The sequence below is a fragment of the Sphaerochaeta sp. genome (genome assembly GCA_022482495.1).
Taxonomy (GTDB): domain Bacteria; phylum Spirochaetota; class Spirochaetia; order Sphaerochaetales; family Sphaerochaetaceae; genus RUG023.
The window spans coordinates 109,408-127,893 of the sequence record JAKVPA010000005.1 but is presented as its reverse complement, the minus strand read 5'-3'; the positions used below and the strand labels follow the sequence as shown (position 1 = coordinate 127,893).

Annotated in this window: 17 protein-coding genes and 2 pseudogenes; 3 read left to right on the top strand and 16 right to left on the bottom strand. The window is 59.6% G+C overall.

Going from position 1 to position 18,486, the window contains the following annotated elements; genetic code table 11:
* The first annotated feature begins 3 nt into the window (after positions 1-3).
* Positions 4-2,847: a fibronectin type III domain-containing protein gene (locus LKE28_07300; GenBank protein ID MCH3908034.1), complete on the top strand. Its 2,844-nt coding sequence runs from the start codon at positions 4-6 to the stop codon at positions 2,845-2,847.
* On the opposite strand, the gene LKE28_07295 is transcribed toward LKE28_07300, so the two are convergent.
* The 13 genes and pseudogenes from LKE28_07295 to LKE28_07235 all read right to left on the bottom strand — a co-directional run bounded on the left by LKE28_07295 (position 2,848) and on the right by LKE28_07235 (position 13,804).
* Positions 2,848-3,189 carry a nucleotide pyrophosphohydrolase gene (locus LKE28_07295; GenBank protein ID MCH3908033.1) on the bottom strand — a complete coding sequence of 114 codons (342 nt, stop codon included), beginning with the start codon at positions 3,187-3,189 and terminating at the stop codon, positions 2,848-2,850.
* A 1-nt stretch (position 3,190) separates the two neighbouring features.
* On the bottom strand, positions 3,191-3,400 hold the full coding sequence (locus LKE28_07290) for a hypothetical protein (protein MCH3908032.1): 210 nt from the start codon (positions 3,398-3,400) through the stop codon (positions 3,191-3,193).
* A complete protein-coding gene (locus LKE28_07285) occupies positions 3,397-4,029 on the bottom strand; it encodes an SGNH/GDSL hydrolase family protein (GenBank protein ID MCH3908031.1) in 633 nt (210 codons plus the stop codon). Before LKE28_07285 ends, LKE28_07290 begins: the two co-directional genes overlap by 4 nt.
* Positions 4,030-4,056: 27 nt before the next feature.
* A complete protein-coding gene (locus LKE28_07280) occupies positions 4,057-4,332 on the bottom strand; it encodes a CBS domain-containing protein (GenBank protein ID MCH3908030.1) in 276 nt (91 codons plus the stop codon).
* A pseudogene (locus LKE28_07275) lies at positions 4,321-5,228 on the bottom strand (betaine/proline/choline family ABC transporter ATP-binding protein). The gene LKE28_07280 and the pseudogene LKE28_07275 overlap by 12 nt, the downstream one beginning before the upstream one ends.
* The gene (locus LKE28_07270; GenBank protein MCH3908029.1) at positions 5,225-6,916 is read right to left on the bottom strand and encodes an ABC transporter permease subunit; all 1,692 of its coding nucleotides are present in this window, start codon (positions 6,914-6,916) and stop codon (positions 5,225-5,227) included. The pseudogene LKE28_07275 and the gene LKE28_07270 overlap by 4 nt, the downstream one beginning before the upstream one ends.
* On the bottom strand, positions 6,873-7,028 hold the full coding sequence (locus LKE28_07265) for a hypothetical protein (protein MCH3908028.1): 156 nt from the start codon (positions 7,026-7,028) through the stop codon (positions 6,873-6,875). The genes LKE28_07270 and LKE28_07265 overlap by 44 nt, the downstream gene beginning before the upstream one ends.
* 9 nt (positions 7,029-7,037) lie before the next feature.
* Positions 7,038-7,661, bottom strand: a complete 624-nt coding sequence (locus tag LKE28_07260; GenBank protein ID MCH3908027.1) for a GntR family transcriptional regulator — start codon at positions 7,659-7,661, stop codon at positions 7,038-7,040.
* Between the two features lie 66 nt (positions 7,662-7,727).
* A complete protein-coding gene (locus tag LKE28_07255; GenBank protein ID MCH3908026.1) occupies positions 7,728-8,681 on the bottom strand; it encodes an ABC transporter permease in 954 nt (317 codons plus the stop codon).
* Positions 8,678-9,841, bottom strand: coding sequence for an ABC transporter permease (locus LKE28_07250; GenBank protein ID MCH3908025.1), 1,164 nt, complete (start codon positions 9,839-9,841; stop codon positions 8,678-8,680). Before LKE28_07250 ends, LKE28_07255 begins: the two co-directional genes overlap by 4 nt.
* Positions 9,825-11,378 (bottom strand): annotated as a pseudogene (locus LKE28_07245) (ABC transporter ATP-binding protein). The gene LKE28_07250 and the pseudogene LKE28_07245 overlap by 17 nt, the downstream one beginning before the upstream one ends.
* 59 nt (positions 11,379-11,437) lie before the next feature.
* Entirely contained in the window at positions 11,438-12,568 is a 1,131-nt protein-coding gene (locus LKE28_07240; protein ID MCH3908024.1) for a BMP family ABC transporter substrate-binding protein, read from the bottom strand.
* A gap of 24 nt (positions 12,569-12,592) precedes the next feature.
* The gene (locus LKE28_07235) at positions 12,593-13,804 is read right to left on the bottom strand and encodes a hypothetical protein (GenBank protein MCH3908023.1); all 1,212 of its coding nucleotides are present in this window, start codon (positions 13,802-13,804) and stop codon (positions 12,593-12,595) included.
* Between the two features lie 228 nt (positions 13,805-14,032).
* On the opposite strand from LKE28_07235, the gene LKE28_07230 reads away from it, so the two are divergent.
* Both LKE28_07230 and LKE28_07225 read left to right on the top strand, forming a co-directional pair.
* Entirely contained in the window at positions 14,033-15,148 is a 1,116-nt protein-coding gene (locus tag LKE28_07230) for an endonuclease/exonuclease/phosphatase family protein (protein MCH3908022.1), read from the top strand.
* Positions 15,145-15,780, top strand: coding sequence for a Crp/Fnr family transcriptional regulator (locus tag LKE28_07225; protein MCH3908021.1), 636 nt, complete (start codon positions 15,145-15,147; stop codon positions 15,778-15,780). The genes LKE28_07230 and LKE28_07225 overlap by 4 nt, the downstream gene beginning before the upstream one ends.
* On the opposite strand, the gene LKE28_07220 is transcribed toward LKE28_07225, so the two are convergent.
* The 3 genes from LKE28_07220 to LKE28_07210 are packed head-to-tail and all read right to left on the bottom strand — an operon-like array spanning position 15,763 to position 18,409.
* Positions 15,763-16,233 (bottom strand): hypothetical protein, encoded by a 471-nt coding sequence (locus LKE28_07220; GenBank protein MCH3908020.1) that lies wholly within the window; start codon positions 16,231-16,233, stop codon positions 15,763-15,765. The two genes, LKE28_07225 and LKE28_07220, sit on opposite strands and share 18 nt — an antisense overlap.
* Before the next feature lie 20 nt (positions 16,234-16,253).
* Complete coding sequence (locus tag LKE28_07215; GenBank protein MCH3908019.1) at positions 16,254-17,483, bottom strand: YihY/virulence factor BrkB family protein; 1,230 nt, start codon at positions 17,481-17,483, stop codon at positions 16,254-16,256.
* Positions 17,483-18,409, bottom strand: coding sequence for a lysophospholipase (locus LKE28_07210; protein MCH3908018.1), 927 nt, complete (start codon positions 18,407-18,409; stop codon positions 17,483-17,485). The genes LKE28_07215 and LKE28_07210 overlap by 1 nt, the downstream gene beginning before the upstream one ends.
* Between the last annotated feature and the right edge of the window lie 77 nt (positions 18,410-18,486).

The following is an 18,486-nucleotide window of genomic DNA, read 5'->3' as shown; positions in this document are numbered from 1 at the left end:
CCTATGCGACGCCTTTCCCTGCTGCTGCTCACCCTTCTTTGCGTCACGTCCCTCTGGGCTTCCGACTGGATGCCGACGATCACCGGCATTGATACCGACGGAAATGACGTGAAGGTATCCTTCACGCTGTCCACCTCAGCGGAAACGGCGGACAAGGCGGAAGTGGAACTGTACGACGCCCAAGGGAATCTCCTCTCCACCCAGAAGGTGGGCCGAAGCAGGAAAGACGCCAAAAAAGCATACTTCACGTTGGATGCCAGCGGAACGTACTTCACCCGGGTCAAGGCGGTCAAAGGAGAGGAGAGCCAGTACTCCCCGTCCGTCTCGTTCCCCTTCACCCTGGTGCTCCAGGCTCCCACCGTCACGGTACGGAACCTGGGAGGCGGGACGCTGCTCGTCCAATGGGATCCGGTCAAGGAAGCGGACGGATACACCGTCACGGCGGTGCGCGGTGGGATGTTCGCCACGGTGAGCCGCACCACGGACACCTCCGTCACGCTGAAAGGTCTTTCCGTCGGGACGAAATACGCCATCACGGTACGGGCGACCCGGGGGAATGGGCAGGCGGAAAGCCAGACGATCACCAAAACGGCGAGGAAAGAAGCGGAGCGGATCTGGACGTTCACTGAATTCGGACAGAGCACCAAACCGACACTGAACACCTTCACCCTTCTGGATGGGGATGACCTGTCGTTCCAGCTTGCCAGCTGCACCTTCAGCAAGGACGGGGCCATCATCGAGAAAGGGGGAAAATTCACCGCATTCCACGATGGCGTATCGTTCCTGTACACTACGCTGGATCCGAAGACGGAGAACTTCACCCTGACGGCGACGTTCCACATCGACTACATCAATCCGGTGGCCGACGGACAGGAAGGATTCGGCCTGATGGCCATGGACCGGCTGGGGGAACAAGGCGTCTCGTCGGTCAACCACTACACCAACAGCGCCGCCATCATCGCGACGAAGTTCGAGGAGACGATCGGAGGCGTGAAGAAGACCAGCAAGGATACGCTGGGAGCCCGGTTCGTCACCGGTCTTACCGATGAGATCATCAACGGAGGAGACCAGGCCATCGCCCAATACGGCACCTCGGAAAGCCACGCGTTCAGCTACGACCAGAGCGATCTGGTACGGACCGGAGACGTGTACCGCCTGACCCTGAAGAAGGACAACACCGGCTACCACGCCATCTTCAAGCGGACCATCGCCAGCGAAGACACCATCGAGGAGTACATCCTGTACGAACCGGACGCCCTGTCCGTGCTGGATCCCGACCATCTGTACGTCGGCTTCGTCGTCGCCCGGGGGTGCAACGTCACCGTCAACGACGTCCAGTTCACCACGACGAACAAAGCGGATGATCCTCCGGGAATCCCCAAACCACTGGATTTGATCCCCATCACCACCAAGGTGGACAGCCCCACCACGTACAGCGACGCGGCCTACCCGTTCGCCTATGTGGCAAACTGTGACGGATATCTGACCGTCAAACGGCACAACGGCCCGGTGCTGCTGGACAAGGAACGCGTAACGGCGGACACCACCTTCACCAAAATCCTGACGCTGGAGAAAGGCATCAACGATTATGAGATCACATTCCAGCCCAAGGAGGGATGGGCGCCGTACCCCGGCTCCACCATGGCAAGCTACGACAAGGAAGCCAAACGGTATGTGGCAAGCTCACAGGCCGTATCCACCTCCCTGTCCGTCATCTACCTCTCCTATCCCGGAACCACACTGTACGCGTCCAACAACGGCTCTCCGTTCGGAGATGGAAGCCGAAGCGACCCGCTGGATATCTCCAGCGCCGTGGCGTTCTGCGCCCCCAGCCAGACGATCGTGCTGACCGACCCGGAGTATCATCTTACCAGACCGCTTCTCATCCAACGTGGCAATGACGGAAAACCGGGAAAACCCAAAACCCTCAAGGCGGAAAGCCGGAGCGTTCTGGATTTCTCCATGGCGGGCGGTGGCATGCAACTGTGGGGCTCCTACTGGGTGATCCAAAACATCGACATCACCAACACGCCGGACAACGTCAAGGGACTGCAGATCGCCGGCAACGACAACCTGGTCCAAGGCGTCTACGCCTACCGATGCGGGGACACCGGCATCCAGATCTCCGGCTCCAGCACCGAACCGTACGAGAAATGGCCTGCCCGCAACCGGGTGGTCGGTTGCATCAGCCACGACAACTGCGACAGCGCCCAGAACAATGCCGACGGCTTCGCCGCCAAACTGACCGTCGGGGACGGGAACCTGTTCTCCGACTGCATCGCCTACCACAACATCGATGACGGCTGGGATCTGTACGCCAAAATCGAGACCGGCCCGATCGGCGCGGTGACCATCCAGCGGTGCGTCGCCTACGGCAACGGGAGCCTGTCCGATGGATCAGGGAACGGAGACGGCAACGGTTTCAAGCTGGGAGGGGACGGCATCGCCGTACCACACCTCCTTTCGGACAGCATCGCCTACGCCAACGGGGCGAGCGGCATCACCAGCAACAGCAATCCGGCGGTGCGCCTCAAGGAGGTGACCAGTTATGGGAATGCGGCAAGCAATATCGCGCTGTACGGGAAAGGAAGCGGAGCGCGTTCCTTCTCCGTCACCGGTGTCCTTTCGTTTGCCGGAGGACAGGCGGACACCATCACTGAATACGACGGAAAGGACGCGACCAACTTCTTCTGGGATGGCGCGGTTTCAAGCAACGGGGAGACCAAGCGGGAGAAATCGATCTTCACCTCCACCGACATGACCATCACCCCGACGGTCACCGACGCCTGGACGATCGACACCCATGGGCTGTTCTCCCAGAGCTCAGGAAGCGGGGCAAACCTGTAGTCAGCCTTTCAGCTCGGTGTATTTCAGGGAGTTTCCGTAGGAGAGCGAGACGGGGTACTTCTTCCGGTTCTGTTCCAGTTTCTCCTGGATGATGGACCGGGGGTCCACCCCGATGGCATCAGCCATCATGAAGCAGTAGATGAACACGTCGGCCAGCTCTTCCTTCATCCCGTCCCGCTTGGCCGGCACATCCGTCTCTTTGCCGGACCACTGGAACTTCTCCAGCAGCTCGTTGGCCTCCAGCGAGATGGAAATGGCCAGATCCTTCGGCGTATGGAACTGTTCCCAGTTCCGCTCATGGACGAACGTCCTAATCTCTTCCTCAATTTCCCGATTCAGCATGCTACACCTCCCGCTCGATCTGCGACAGGCGCAGATGATATTCCTTCAGATAGGCCTCCAGGTCCTCAGGACTGCGGATGCAGCCCACCTGATGTTCCGTCCCATCCTTTTTGTCGATGAAGCACAGGCTCTGCTCCCCGGTACAGACGCTCTGGATAATCACGGCGCGCTGCGCCTCTGGATCGAACCGTCCGGGGGCATGCCGCTTCATCTTTCCATCTCCTGTATTTTGTCCGCGATGGCATGGGCAAGGGCAAGGTGGGATTCCTTGTCCATGTGGATCTGGTCCGTCTGGCTGGGGGACGCCACCAGCGCCGCGTCCAGGAACGCGCAACCGGTGCGGTCGGCCAGTTCCTTGATCAGCGGAGCAAGCTGCCTGCTCTTCGTGATGGAATCCTGGTCAAACGAGGGGAACGGACAACGGGAAAGGTCCGTCCCGACGTGAATCGGAGAAACCAACAGGATCCTGGGTACCGGGTTTCCCGGGCCATAGTCAAACCGCTGGGCGTATACCACCAGCCGTTCCAACCCCTTGGTGATCACCTTCGATGAAGCGTGGAAGATCGACTTGGTGTCGTTGGTTCCCAGTGAGATGACAAGGAGATCGAACGGCTTGTGGGTCTTCAGCACAAAGGGCAGCGCGACGAACCCGTTGCGCTCCCCCTCCAACGGATCATCGAAGACCGTCTCACGGCCTCCGAGTCCCTCCTCCACCACGTAGTACGAAGGGCCAAGCAAGCTCTGCAGAACCCGCGGCCAACGGACATCGTGCCCCCATCTTCCTCCGTGGGGATTGGAACCATACGTGTTGCTGTCACCAAAACAGACAATCGTTTTCATGCATCCCATGATACGCAATCAAACGGGTTACATCAATGCGGACAACACGCTCGCCTTGGTGACGATGCCAGCCAGCACCCCTTCGTCATCCAGCACGGCCAACGGAAACGGGCTTTCCGCGGCAAGCGGCATGATGGCGGAGACAAGATCGGCACTGCGGACCGTCGGCACGTCGGTGCGGACCACGTCCGTCACCTCTTTTCCTTCCCGATATCCCTGCACCGCTTCGGTGATGCCGATGATCCCCTGCAGCTTGAGATCCTCGTCCACCACGTAGGCGGAGGAGAGCCCATGCTGGGTCATCACCCGGATGGAATGGCGGATGCTGTCCGAAGAGCGCACCAGCACGCTTGGCGTGATCATGATGGAACTGACGGCCAGCACCTTGGTCTTGTCGGCGTTGCTGATGAACGCCTTCACGTAGTCGTCGGCGGGATGCAGGCTCATCTCTTCCGGCGTGGCAACCTGGATGACCCGGCCATCCTTCATGATGGCGATCCGGTCGCCCAGCTTGAACGCCTCGTCCATGTCGTGGGTGATGAACACCACCGTCTTCTTCAGCTTGTGCTGGATGCGCAGGAGCTCGAACTGCATGTCCTGGCGCACCAGAGGATCCAGCGCGGAGAACGGCTCGTCCATCAACAGCACCGGACAGTCGGTGGCAAGGGCCCGGGCGATGCCGACCCGTTGCCGCATTCCTCCGGAGAGGGAGGCGCACTTCTGGTGTTCCCACCCTTCCAACCCGACCATGGAGAGGATCTTCATCGCCCGCTTCTCCCGTTCCGCCTTGTCCACCCCGTTCACTTCCAAACCGTAGGCGACATTGCCCAGCACATCCCGGTTGTCCATCAGGCCGAACGACTGGAACACCATGGAGACCTTGCTCCGCCTGAGTTCCCTCAGTCCCCTGCCATCCAGTTCCCCGATATCGTTCCCTGGAACAGGATGGTTCCGCTGGTCGGTTCGATCAACCGGTTGATCATCCGCACCAGCGTCGATTTGCCCGAGCCGGACAGCCCGATGATGACGAACACCTTCCCCTGGGGGATGGACAGGTTGACGTCCCACAAGGCCGCCGTCACGCCGGTCTTCTTGCGCACCGTCTCCTTGTCCGCGCCTTGGGCAAGCAAACGGGCTGCCTTTTCCTTTTCCCCACCGTACAGTTTGGTGATGTTCTTGATCTCAATGATGGAGCTCATTTGCCTTCTCCTTTCCTGCCCTGGGTGATGCGGTCCATCACGATGGCCATGATGACCACGCAGGAACCGGCCACCAGGCCTCGTCCGATCTCAATGCGGTTCACCGCGTTGAGCACTTCCATGCCCAGACCCCGCGCCCCGATCATCGAGCAGGTGACCACCATCGCCATGGCCATCATCAACGTCTGGTTGACGCCGGTCATGATGGTGGGAAGCGCCTGAGGGATCTGCACCTTCCACAGCGTCTGCCATCGGGTGGAACCGAAGGCGACCGCCGCCTCCACCACCTCGGGATCGACGCTCTGGATGCCGAAGCAGGTCAGGCGGATCACCGGGACAATGGCGTAGATCACCGTGGCGATCACGGCGGCCGGGCCGCCCATACCGAAGAACAGCAACGCCGGGATCAAATAGACGAAGGCCGGCATCGTCTGCATGGCGTCCAGAATCGGCCGGACGATCCGCTCGGCCCGTTTGGAAAAGGAGACCAGCACTCCGATGGGAAGCCCCAGCACCAACGCCAACAGGACGCTGGCAAGGACGATGGACAATGTGGTGAGCATCTCACTCCACAACCCCAACAGCCCGATCACCGAGACAAGGAGCGCGTACACCACCCCTTTGACGACGCTCTTCTGGCTTCGCCATCCCAGCACGCCCACACCAAGAATGATGACAAACCAGGGAAGATGGGAGAGGATCCAGGAGAAGAAGCCGACCAAACCGGAGAGGAACTTCTGTCCGCCTCCTGCGGAGGACTGGGAAGCCGAGGCACGCACCGATTGGTCCACCTTTGCCGTGTTCAGCGGCAGCGTCACCGGGAAGTCCAGCCACCCTTTCTTTTCCGCCACCGCATCCCCTTCCAACGCGGCTTTCGCTTTGGCGAGGTCATCGCCGTCCAGCCACGACGAGAGCAGTTCGGGATGCTCTCCCAGCAACCATCTGGCCGTCGACGCATGGTCCGCTCCGGTATCCTTCATGTAGGCCAGCGCCTCGCTGATCAACGGAGAAGAGAGATGATACCGGGACAGGAACGCGCACAGGTCGGGATGGGTCTTGGCGAACGCGTTGCTCACCGCGATGGTCACCGTCACCGACGGGGCGGCCCCAAACCCATCGGGGAAACGCTCCGCATCGTACGGGTCATCCTGCAGCAGCACGAAATCGTACGAGCCCAGCAGCCAGGTCGGCTCCCAGTAGTAGCTGACCACCGGCTCTTTCCGGTCGTAAGCGGAGACCAGGGCGGCATCCAGCGCCGCGTTGCTGCCCGGCACCACGTAGTTGTACGACCCGTCCAGCCCGTACACCGTGACCTTCTTTTCCATGATCTCCGTGATGGCCCATCCGGGAATTCCCCCGAAAATCCTACCCTTGGAGGGATCTTCCGGATCGGTGAACAGAAAGGCGTAGTCCTTCAGATCCCGGACAGTCTTCAGTCCGGGGTTGGCATCCGCCACGTATCTGGGAATGTAGAACCCTTGGTAGTTGTCGTTGAAGTTGATCCCCAGTTCGACGAACTTCCCCGCATCGCGATCGGCGTTGTAGGTGGGGATGTTGTCCGTCCACTCCTCCATCACCACGTCGACGTCTCCGGTCATCAACGCCTCGTGGATGATCGGGGTGGAACCTGGGACTTCCGTCCAGTCATACCCATAGACGTTTTTGGCGATGAAGCCAGGCCAACGCATTGTTCAGCTTGATGGAATCCCAGCCGACATCGGCGAATGTGATCGCTTCCGACGCAAAGCCTCTCCCGGCCAGTGCGATCAGCATGACCAACCAGATGATTCGTTTTCGCATACTCCGCTCCTAGGCGGTCCCGAGCAGCGGCAGAATCTTGCCGATATCCTCCACATTGCAGACGATTACGAGCTTGTCTCCCGCGTTCAGGACGCAGTCCGGCCCCGGGGAGAGCGTAACGTCTTCCCCATGCCGGACGGCAATGACGGTCGCCCCGGTCTTCTGGCGGAACGCAAGATCCCCGATGGATCTTCCGTCCGCGGGACTGGCCGCCTTCACGGTGAACTCAACCGGACGGAACCGGTCACTGGACTGGAACCGTTCCTCCAGGTCAATGATCTCGGCCGTCACCTTGTTGATCTTCACATTCAGCTCGTCTCGTTGGGACACGAGCTTTTCCAGTTGGGATTTCAACGCGATGAGATCCGTACCCTGCCGGCACCGTCCCACGAACGAGACGGCTTTCTCACGGGAGACGACGACAGCGCCACTGCCGCCCCTGACGGCGATGATCCCCTCATCGGAGAGAATCTTCATCGCCCTGCGGATCGTCTCCGAAGAGACATTGTACTGGCTCCCCATCAGGGATCTTCCGGAGAACCGAACCCCTTCCCCAACCTCGCCCAAGGCAATCTTCGTCGCCACGTCACAGGCGATCCGGTCAAATACGGAAGGCTTTTCCTGATACGTCATCACGCATCCCCTTAACTGACAATCTCTGTTATAAAACAAAGTTGTCGATTTTGTCAACCCAACGGATCAGCGCTTTCCCTTGTCGTAGATTTCACCCAGCGCGCGGGGCGCCCGGTTGGAACGGGAGAAGAAGATCAACAGGACCAACGTCGTCACGTACGGGAGCGTCAGCACCAGATCGCTGTAACTGCTGGGCAGTTCCAGCTTGGTCACCAGGTAGTAGCCGCCGCTTCGGGCGAAGCCGAACAGGATGCAGGCGAAGAACGTCGGCAGAATCCGCCAGTTGCCGAAGATCATGGCGGCGATGGACAGGTAGCCGAAGCCGGCATAGATGGACGGGGAGAAGTTGGTGGAGATGGAATAGGCGAAGCACATGCCCCCCAGTCCGGCAAGCGCGCCGCTGGTCATCACCGCGCCGAAGCGGATCCTTGCCACGTTGCCGCCGGCGGCATCCACCGCCTGGGGGTTGTCTCCCGAGGAGCGGATGCGCATCCCCACCGGGGTACGGTACAGCACGTAACTCATCACCAGGGCCACCAGAATGATCAACACCTCGAACGGGTACACCGAGGTGAAGAATCCCCCCAGAACGGGAATGCGGGACAGGCCGGGGACGGTGAACCGCGGGGAGACTTCCAGCATGAACTTGTTGGACGCCTTGCCAAACACTGACGCGTTGATCTGGTTGGCCAAAAACGCCGTAAGGGCGGCGGAAAGCACGTTCATCACCACCCCGCTGATCACCTGGTCAGCCTTGAAGTGGATGCACAGGAGGGCGTGCAGCATGGCGAACACCATTCCGCCCAGCGCCGCCATGGCGAAGGCAAGGTACATCGAAGTCCCCTGGGGCATCGAGCCGCCGAAGAGCGCGACGGCAAGCCCCCCGCAGAACGCGCCAAAGCCAAGAAAGCCTTCCAGCGCCAGGTTGGTGATGCCCGACCCTTCGCTGTAGATGCCGCCGATGGCGATGATGAACAGCGGCAGCGAGAACGCCATGCCATCGATGATGATGCTGTTCATTGTTGCCCTCCTTCCTTCACCGCCAGAATCCGCTGTTCCTCCAACTCCTCGGCATACCGGTCAGCCAAGCCTTTCAGGTACGCGCCGCAGGCGCTGAACAGAAGCAGGATGCCGGTGATCAACGACGCGATCTCCCGGAGCACCCCAAGGGTTGAGGCCATGTACGTCGTTCCGTTGGAGATGGTCATCACCAACAGGGACGCGAAGAAACACCCCCAAGGATTGGAATTGCCCAGAAGCGCCACGGCGATGGCGTCGAAGCCCAGCGACGGAAGCACCTTGGGCTGGATGGAGGCGAAGCACCCCAGGTAGTACGACACGCCGGCCAGTCCGGCCAGCGCCCCGCTGATCACCATGCTGGTCACCATCGTCTTCCCGACGGCGATACCGGCGTACCGGGACGCCTTGCGGTTCATCCCCACCGCCTTCAGCTCAAAGCCCAGCCGGGCCCGGGAGAACAGGAACGACAGGAGCAGCACGCAGACGATGGCAAGGGGAAGCACCAACGGGATTTCCATCTTCAGGTCCCCCACCACCTGGTCAAACAGCGTCAGGCGGGCGTTCTGCCCGATCTTCAGCGACTGCCGCGTCGTCGGATCGATGTACCGCGTCTGGATGAAGAAACTGACCACGTAGCTGATGATGTAGTTGCACATGATGGCCACCACCACCTCGTTGGTGTTGTACCGGTACTTCAGCCAGCCGATCACCGCGCCGATGCCCCCACCGACCAGAAGCCCCACCAGGACGACCAGCGGCCGGGCAACGGCAGGACTGAACGACGAATAGCCCAGGAGCACCGAAGCGACGAACCCACTGGCAACCATCATGCCGGAGACACAGATGTTGAACAGGCCGCAGCGCAGGGCGACGGCCACCGACAGGGAGGCGAAGACCATCGGCGTGGTGTAGTTCAACAGGCTCATGAAATCGGTCAGCATGCTGCGGTGTCCGGCGTACCGCGCCTTGGGGAAGAACCCCGCACCCTGCAGAATGCTCTTGTAGGCCAGAAGCGGGTTCTTGCCCAACAGGAGCAGCAACACCGAACCGGCAAGCAGGGAAAGGACGATGCAGAACAGCGCCGTTTGGATATTCTGCCGTTTTCCCGTCCCCAGCAGGGCGACCATCACCCGCTTGGGGCCATCACTTCTGCGCTTCATGATGCACCCCCATCATATACTCGCCCACCTGGTTGGCGCTCAGCCCGGAAGCGCTCTGCACCGTCTGGATCCTTCCGTTATACATTACGGCGATGGTGTCCGCCAGTTCCATGATCTCATCCAACTCCAACGAAACAAGCAGGACGGCCTTTCCTTCGTCCCGCTGGGCAACGATCCGCTCATGGATCGTCTTGATGGCGCCGATGTCCAGCCCCCGGGTCGGCTGGACGAAGATCATCAGGGAACTGTCCCATGCTGATCTCCCGGGCGACGATGGCCTTCTGCTGGTTGCCGCCGCTCATCGACCGCACCCGGGTGGCGCACCCTTGGCTGGAACGGATGTCGTACTGGGAGATCAACGCATCCCCGGTTTTGACGAACGCTTCCCGGTGGAGGACGCCATGGGTGCAGTACGGACTCTGGTAGTACCGCTTCAACGACAGGTTGGTTCCCAGGTCGAAATCAAGCAGCAACCCCACCTCCTGCCGGTCCTCGGGAATGTAGGAGATCCCCCGTTCGATCCGATCGCGGATGCCGAGATCCGTGATGTCCTGCCCCTTGAACCGGATGGCCCCGGACGTCGGGGGAAAGCAGACCGGCCACCATGTCGGCCACTTCCACCTGGCCGTTGCCGGCAACCCCCGCCACGGCGAGGATCTCCCCTTCACGGACGGTGAAGGAGACATCATCCACCCGCTTCACGCCATCATCATCCACGTAGGACAGATGCTCCACCGACAGGGACTCGGCGCCCATCGGGCGACTGTCCTTGACCAACGTCGTCTCAAAGTCGTACCCGACCATCAGGGACGCCATTTCCTTGGTGGTGATGTTCGCCACATCGTACACCCCGGCCAGTTTTCCCCGGCAGAGGATGCCGCACCGATCGGCGACCTGCTTGACCTCATCCAGCTTGTGGGTGATCAGAATGATCGTCTTTCCCCCGTTCCCGGAGCGAACGGATCACCCCAAGGAGCGATTCAATCTCCTGGGGCGTCAGCACGGCGGTCGGTTCATCGAAGATCAAAATCTCGGCGTCCCGGTACAGCATCTTCAGGATCTCCACCCGTTGCCGGGCGGAGACGGGAAGATCGGAAATGATGGCATCAGGATCCACATCAAGGCCGTACCGCTCGGACAGACGGCGTACGTCCTCCCGGGCACCCTTCATGTCGATCGGGGAGAACAGGCCGAAGCGTCGCTTCACCGGCTCCTTCCCCAAAATGATGTTCTCCGTCACGCTTTGGTTGAGGACCAGCTTGAAGTGCTGGTGCACCATGCCGATGTTCAGCGCCGACGCTTCCGCCGGGGAATGGATCCGCTCCTCGTTTCCCCGGATGAAGATTTGCCCCTCGTCCGGCTCGTACAGCCCGAACAGCACGCTCATCAAGGTGGATTTTCCCGCCCCGTTCTCCCCCAGCAAGGCGAAAATCTCGCCTTTGCGGATGGAAAGCGAGATGTCGTCATTGGCGACGATCTTGGGAAAACGCTTGGTGATGTGCTCAAGGCGAACGATCGCCTCACTCGATTCCGGCATGCCTGTCCTCATCAAAACAATGGCGCATCCACCCCGGTGGAGTGGATGCGCGGAGTTGGTTATTTGGAAACGGTGAACGTCTCCGGCGTGATGCCGTTGAAGTTCGCCGCGGGAACGATCTTTCCCGCCTTGACGGCCACGTAGGCCGCATCCAGCTTGGCAACCGTATCGGCGCTCATCTGGTGATGCCCTTCCGTCTTGACGAACCCGGTGGAGTCCGTGTCGGCCTTCAGGACGATGTTCTGGCCCTTGAACGTACCGGCGGCGATGTTCTCCAGCTGCCGCTCCACGTTGATGGCCATGTTCTTCAGCACGGAGGTAAGAATGATGTTCTTGTCCCCGTTGGCGCCATCCTTCCACTGGTCAACGTCGCATCCGATGATCATCGCCTTGCCGTTGGATTCCTTGGCCGCGGTGAACACACCGTTGCCCGAACCGCCGGCGGCGACGAAGATGATGTCACAGCCTTCGTTGATCAACTTCTGGCCGACGATCTTTCCGGTGGACTCATCAGCGAACGAACCAATATAGTTGCCACCGACATTCTTGCCGGTCACGTCGGTGCCCGCCTGGGACGCCAGCTCGACGCACACCACGTTCTTCCCTTCGGTGATGTTGACGTACTTCACACCACTCATGAACCCGTACTGGTAGTTGACGTTGGACGGATAGGCGATGCCGTTGACCACGGCGACCTTGCCGGTCTTCGTCTCAAGCGCGGCGGCCATGCCAGCGAAGAAACCAGACTCCTGCTCGGCGAACTGCATGGCGTACACGTTGTCCAGCGCCACTTCCTTGCCGGAGGCGTCAGAGGGGAACGAATCAACCAAGATGAACTTGGTGGAGGGGTTCTCCTGGGCCAGCGTGCCGATGCCGGCGAATTGGAAGCCGGTGCATACTTCGACGTCGTAGTCGGCGACGATGTCGCTGGCAGCCTTGACGGCCGCGGCGCTGTCACCGGTCGGCTCGCGGACGGCGGTCACCGTCGCGGCGGGATGATTCTTGATGAACGCAAGAATGCCGTTGTAGTTGTCCTCGTTGAACGAACCATCGTCCACACCGGACGGACTCGTCACGATGGCGATCTTCAGCGCGTCAGCGGCAGCCGGCGCAGCTTCCTTGGTGCCGGCGGCGAACAGGACGCCACCGAACATGGCAACAGCCATCAAAACCCACAGAGTTTTCTTCATATCCTCTCTCCTCATCATCGGCCCTTACTGGTGGTCAGACCCGGTAAGGTACCGGTAGAATGCGTTGTTCACGTACCGGACTTCGGAGACCGGCTCCCGTCCGGACAACTCCCGTTCCTTGGCCTGCAGGGCATCCTTGTCCTCAGGCAGGGTGAACGGATGGATGGAATAGGCACCGTCGGCCGAATACAGGATGTTGTCGGAGATCATCGTGTAATTTCCCGCATCCGGCTGGAACGACGCGCTGTACAGCGGCTGCCACCATGCGCCGCTGATCAAACGCACCGTGCTGCCATCCTTCTGGTTCTCGTCGTTCTTCTTGGCGTACTGCTCCATGATGGCGTTGAACCGAAGCAGGTCCGCTTTGGTGGCGAACTCCATTTCCATATCGTACTCGATGGCATGGACCAAGTACAGGTCGTCGCTGTACTGCTCCACCCGGTAGGTCGGTGTATTGGTGTACGGCCCCCACTCCAGCAGGTACTGGTAGATGGAAGTCTTTGGTTCGATCTGGATGGCAGCGCGGATGCCTTCGCTGTGCAACAGGGCGATCAACTGGCGGGCGTGGGTGGCGTCGTCATGGCCGTAGCGGAGCGTCAGGCTGGGAAGGAAGCGGGCGTCATCCGCCTCCCGCTTCAAGCCGTAGCCGGTGGACGCCTTGCTCTCCACCAGCTTGGCGCCAATGGCATCCAGCTCGTCGTTCTGGTACAACGTCACTTTGGCAAAGGCATTGGCCAGTTTGGCCCCGATGTCCGGATCATCGCTGAAGCCCAGGATGTTCCGGCCCTTGCCGATGGAAGAGGCGACGTTCATCAACAAGCGGGTCGCCGTCGGCGCGCTCAAAGCCCCGCCGGAGGCAAGTTCCTTGGCCGATGCGGGATCGGCAAGACCGGAATCCACTGCCGCCGCCAGGTCGGGGTCGCTCCCCGCCACCCCGACCAAAGAAAGCCGGTTCTGTGCCTTGCCTTCCGAATAGGTCAGCGCCAGTTCCTCATATCCCCCAGCCTGGACGATCATCTGGGATGGAGTGCCGGAGTACGACGAACCGGTAATGGCGGAAAGCGCCGATGCCAGCTCCTGGTCACTCACCGGAGTGGAAAGCGGCTGGATGCCAAAGTACACGGAAAGATATTCCTGGTCTTTTGTGGTCTGCTGTTCCGTCATCGGTTGGGCGGAGAGCGCCACCAGGGAGAATAGGAGCAGTACAACGATTCCGAGCCGAATGCGTTTTCCCATGGTTTCGATGTTCATACCGGCATACTACTGAGCCTCGCCGGTTTGGCGCAAGATGATCCATCAAAAAAACACAGAAAATATTTCCTTTTGTTGCAATATGTTGCATAACCAAGCTATGCATTTTCTAAAGGTTTTTGACCAAAGCCGTAACGATTGCTCCAGATTCCTGTTTGAGAGTAAGGGAAATAGGTGTACCATAGCTTGAGGCGTACGCCGCCCACAGGATATATGATGACAAGAAAACATCTCTCCGTTCCACGACTGATCCTCACCATCGTGCTGTTGGCCATCGCGCTGGTCCTTGGCTACCTGCTGTACGTCACCCTGCAGTACCACCGTATTCCGGACGATACCGTCCTTGCCATCGAAGGACAGACCTCACGGCCATTGCTGGATCCGGGAAAACCGTACACCGCAGCCACGTACAACATCGGTTTCGGCGCCTATGACCCCTCGTTCAGTTTCTTCATGGATACCGGGACGATGAAGGACGGCACGCCGGTACAGGGCGAATACGGCAAGGCGACCAGCAAACAGGTCGTTCTGTCCAACCTGCAGGGCATCATCTCCACCGTCAAGAAACTCGACCCGGACATCCTGCTGTTCCAGGAAGTGGACAAGAAGAGCAACCGCGCCCATGGTGTCAACGAGAAACAGATGTTGGAGGACAACCTTCCAGGCAGGAACACCGTCTACGCGTCCAACTTCCATTCCGCCTATCTCGCCTACCCGTTCTCCGACCCCCATGGGAAAACGGAAGCGGGTCTTGTGACGATGTCCAAGCACCCCATCTCCCAGGCGGTCCGCAAGCAGTACCCGGTGGATGACTCGTTCCCCAACCGGTTCTTCGACCTGGACCGGGCCTTCTCCGTCACCGTGCTGCCGGTGACCAACGGAAAGAACCTGGTGTTGATCAACAGCCACATGTCCGCCTACGACAAAGGCGGGGTGATCCGCAAGCAACAGTTGGAAGTGCTCAACGCCTACCTTGCCGAGGCAATAGCCAACGGCGATTACGTCATCGTCGGAGGGGATTTCAACCATTCGTTGGGGAGTGACATCCTGACGGCCTTCCCCTCCCAGCAGGAAATACCGGAGTGGGTCCATGTGATCGACGATGCCGACCTCACGGCAGGCATGCGGATCGTCAAGGCGGGCAACCGCACCACCACCCCCACCTGCCGAAGTACCGACATGCCCTACCGGAAGGGAGTCAACTACACCGCCGTACTGGACGGTTTTTTGGTATCGGACAACGTCACCGCCACGGCGAAGAACGTGGACAACCAGTTCGCCTACAGCGACCATCAGCCGGTGGTGCTGACCTTCACCCTGAAGCCATGATGGAATACTTCGGCGCGTTCGCCATCTCTCCATTGTTCCGCCTCGAGGACGCGCGGCGGCTGAGGAATCTCCTGTCCACCATGGACATAAGGACCATCCCCCTTTCCCACGGAGAACCCGTTCTTTCCGTCGGAATGGTCACCAAGGAAGTGTTGCTCATCGCCCAGGGAAGCCTGTTGATCCAGGCTCCGAATGCGTGGGAGGGAAGAACGAATCTGGGGACAGTCCAGCGCGGACAGGTATGCGCCGCCGCCCTTGCGTCAAGCGGGGAGCGCAGCCCGGTGGACATCATCGCCCAAGAAGACAACACGGTGGTCATCGCCATCCCGGTGGAGGAACTCTCCAAGGACAAGGAACTGGAGGCAAACCTCCGGACGCTCATCGCAGGCGAGGCGATGGAACTGACACGGAAATTCGCGCTCCTCCGACAGCGGAGCGTCCGGGAAAAAATCCTGTACTTTCTTACGTTGGAACAGCAAACGCATCACGGAAAAAGCTTCTGGGTACCGCTGAAGAAGAAAGAACTGGCAGACCTTCTGTGCGTCGACCCCAGCGCCTTGTTCCGGGAACTGACCAAGCTTCAGGAAGAAGGCATCGTCACGGTGAAAGGGAATCTATACACCCTCCACTGACTTCTTGGGTTCCTCCATCGTCTCGATGATGTCGCAGACCCACTCCTGCAATATCGCTTTTGCCGTCGGATAATCCAGCTTTCCCTCAAACGGCTCCAGATCCTCCCGGTCCGAGCCCCCATAGGCAACCAGCCGGGGAGGCCCGAAGTAAGAACGGGTCTGTTTCTCCTCAAGGATTTCCCGCACCGAACAGCCCAGCGCCTGGGCGAGACTCCGGTAATCCTCCTCCTCGATGGCGACGAGGAGGATCAACGAATTTCCACGCCACAGGCTGGCGGCATAGGGGACGTACACCAGATCAGCTCCCTGAAGCAGGGAGGGATTCTGATGCATCTGCAGGGTAAGCCCGCCGAGGGTGTACCGCTCATCGGAAAGAATGCCCGTCGTCGCGTCGATAATGCCGTGCCACAAAAGGGTGTCCACCACCGGCGCCGTATCTTTGTTGATCGTCATGCCTTCACCTTAGCAGGAGCCTACACCCGTTGCAACAGGTTCTCGATGGTAAGATCGCCCAGACTGGTGATCCCCCGCTCCTTGATCTCCGCGGCCACCGCCTCCCCTGCCGTGTCATGATCCTCCCCACCCACCGAATCCAGACTGTACAGCGACGAGGCGAGATCCTGCACCCGGAGATCCTCCAGCGGACGCGCCACCGTATAGGCGGTGTGCTGGTTGTTCACCGGCGTGATGAACTTCAGGTCGCTCATCAGATCCAGAAAACCGAACAGACGGTACTCCGGGATGGCGAGCCGCTCAACCAGCTCCCGCGTCTGCGTCGACCCTTTTCCATCCTTGAAATTGGCTCCGATGACCATCATGATGTTGACGCCTTCGGAAAGTTGCAGCGCAGGACTCTGGGGAAGTCCGCGGAACTTCTGCAGATCGGGCCGGAACTGGTAGACGTAGGTGAACTCCACCACCCAGTAGCAGATCACCCAGAAGATGTACATCCAAAAGAGGAACAGGAACAGGGCGGCGAACGAACCGTAGATGATGGAATACCGGGTGACCAACGTGGTCAACGAGGAGAAGATCGTATTGGCGATCATCATGCCGATGGTCCCGTACAACGAGGCGAAGAACGCCGCCTTGGCCTGCACCCGGACGTTGGGGACGAAGTAGGTCATCATGAACAGGACGAACCAAATCAAAAAGGCCGGGGCGAAGAACCCGAACACCTTGTCCCAACCGGAAACGTACCGGCCGATCATCCGGGAGTACCAGGTGTTCAGCTTCCCCTCGATGCTGATGTACGCCGCTCCGACCAAAACGGCCAATATCAAAAAGGTGACGAACGAAAAAATCCTGCGGATCATGTTCCGCTCGATGGACGCCCGGAAGATCCGGTTTACCTGGTTCCATATCTTGTTGATCAACAGCACCATGGTGACCAGGAACGAAAGCAGTCCGACCACCCCCAGGCTCATGGCGTTGCCCGTATAGGTGTTGAGGATGTTCAAAAACTGCTGGGCCGCTGTTTCCCCGAACACCTGGGCGAACAGCTTGCCCATCTCGGTGATGAAGGACTGCAGCACCCCGAACGCGCCGAAAAACGCGTACAGGAACGTAAAACCAGGGACCAGGGCCATCAATGTGGAGTACACCATCGAACTGGCGGCGGTGAACACGTTGTCCTTCATCCCCATCCGGTAGGCAAGGTAGCCCAACTGGCCTGCCGCCTTAAGCTTCTTCTTGAAACTCATCAGATCCGTTCTTCCATCCAGGAGCGCAACAGCGCCTGCGTATCGTCCCGATCCGTCTCGTTGAGCACCTCATGCCGGTCACCGGGGATCAGTTTCAGACTGACGTCAGAGATTCCGGCGTCCTGATACAACGAAAAGGCATCCTTCACCCCTTTGCCCCAATCCCCCACCGGATCGGCATCCCCGCTGATAAAGAGGAGCGGAAGATCCTTGGGAAGCGTGGCGATTCTCTTGGGATCGTTGGCGAACGAAATGCCATCCAGCAAGTCGACGAAGAACGACGAGGTGCAGACGAAACCGCACCATGGGTCGGCGATATACTTCTGCACCTCCGCTTCGTCACGGGAAAGCCAGTCGAACTGCGTCTTGTGGTCAGGGATCTTCTTCAGGTAGGAAGCGAAACTCATCTTGTCCAATTGGTTGTCCGTATGGTCAGCCCCGAAGCGCCGCACATGGGACTGGGCGATTTTCTTTCCAACCCACCCAAGAATGCCTTTGGAAGCGCCGGTCCCCATGATGACCACCCCGGAGAAGACATCGGAATGCTGGACCATCACCGTCCTGGCCAGGAACGAACCCATGCTGTGCCCCAACAGAAACAGCGGCGCGGAAGGAAAGTCCTGCGTGATGACATCATCCAGCAGGGAGGAATCCTCGGCGATCAACTTCCAGCCATGGGAAGGAGCCAAAAACCCCAGCTTCTCGTTGTTCTTCGTGGCGGTCAATCCATGACCGCGATGGTCCTGGCAGTACACGGCAAATCCATGCCCGGCAAGGTACGACGCGAAGCGGTCGTAGCGCGCGCTGTGCTCCGCCATGCCATGCAGGATGTGAAGGGTCGCTTTGACCTCTTGGCCCTCCGGCAACCACACACGATAATACATCACATGCCCGTCGTTGCAGGCGATGGTCCGTATATCATCCATGATGACCTCCCGTTTTCCCTAAACTGATATGATTCTTATAGCATCATCATACCTCTTTTCCATCAGCTCCGCCACCG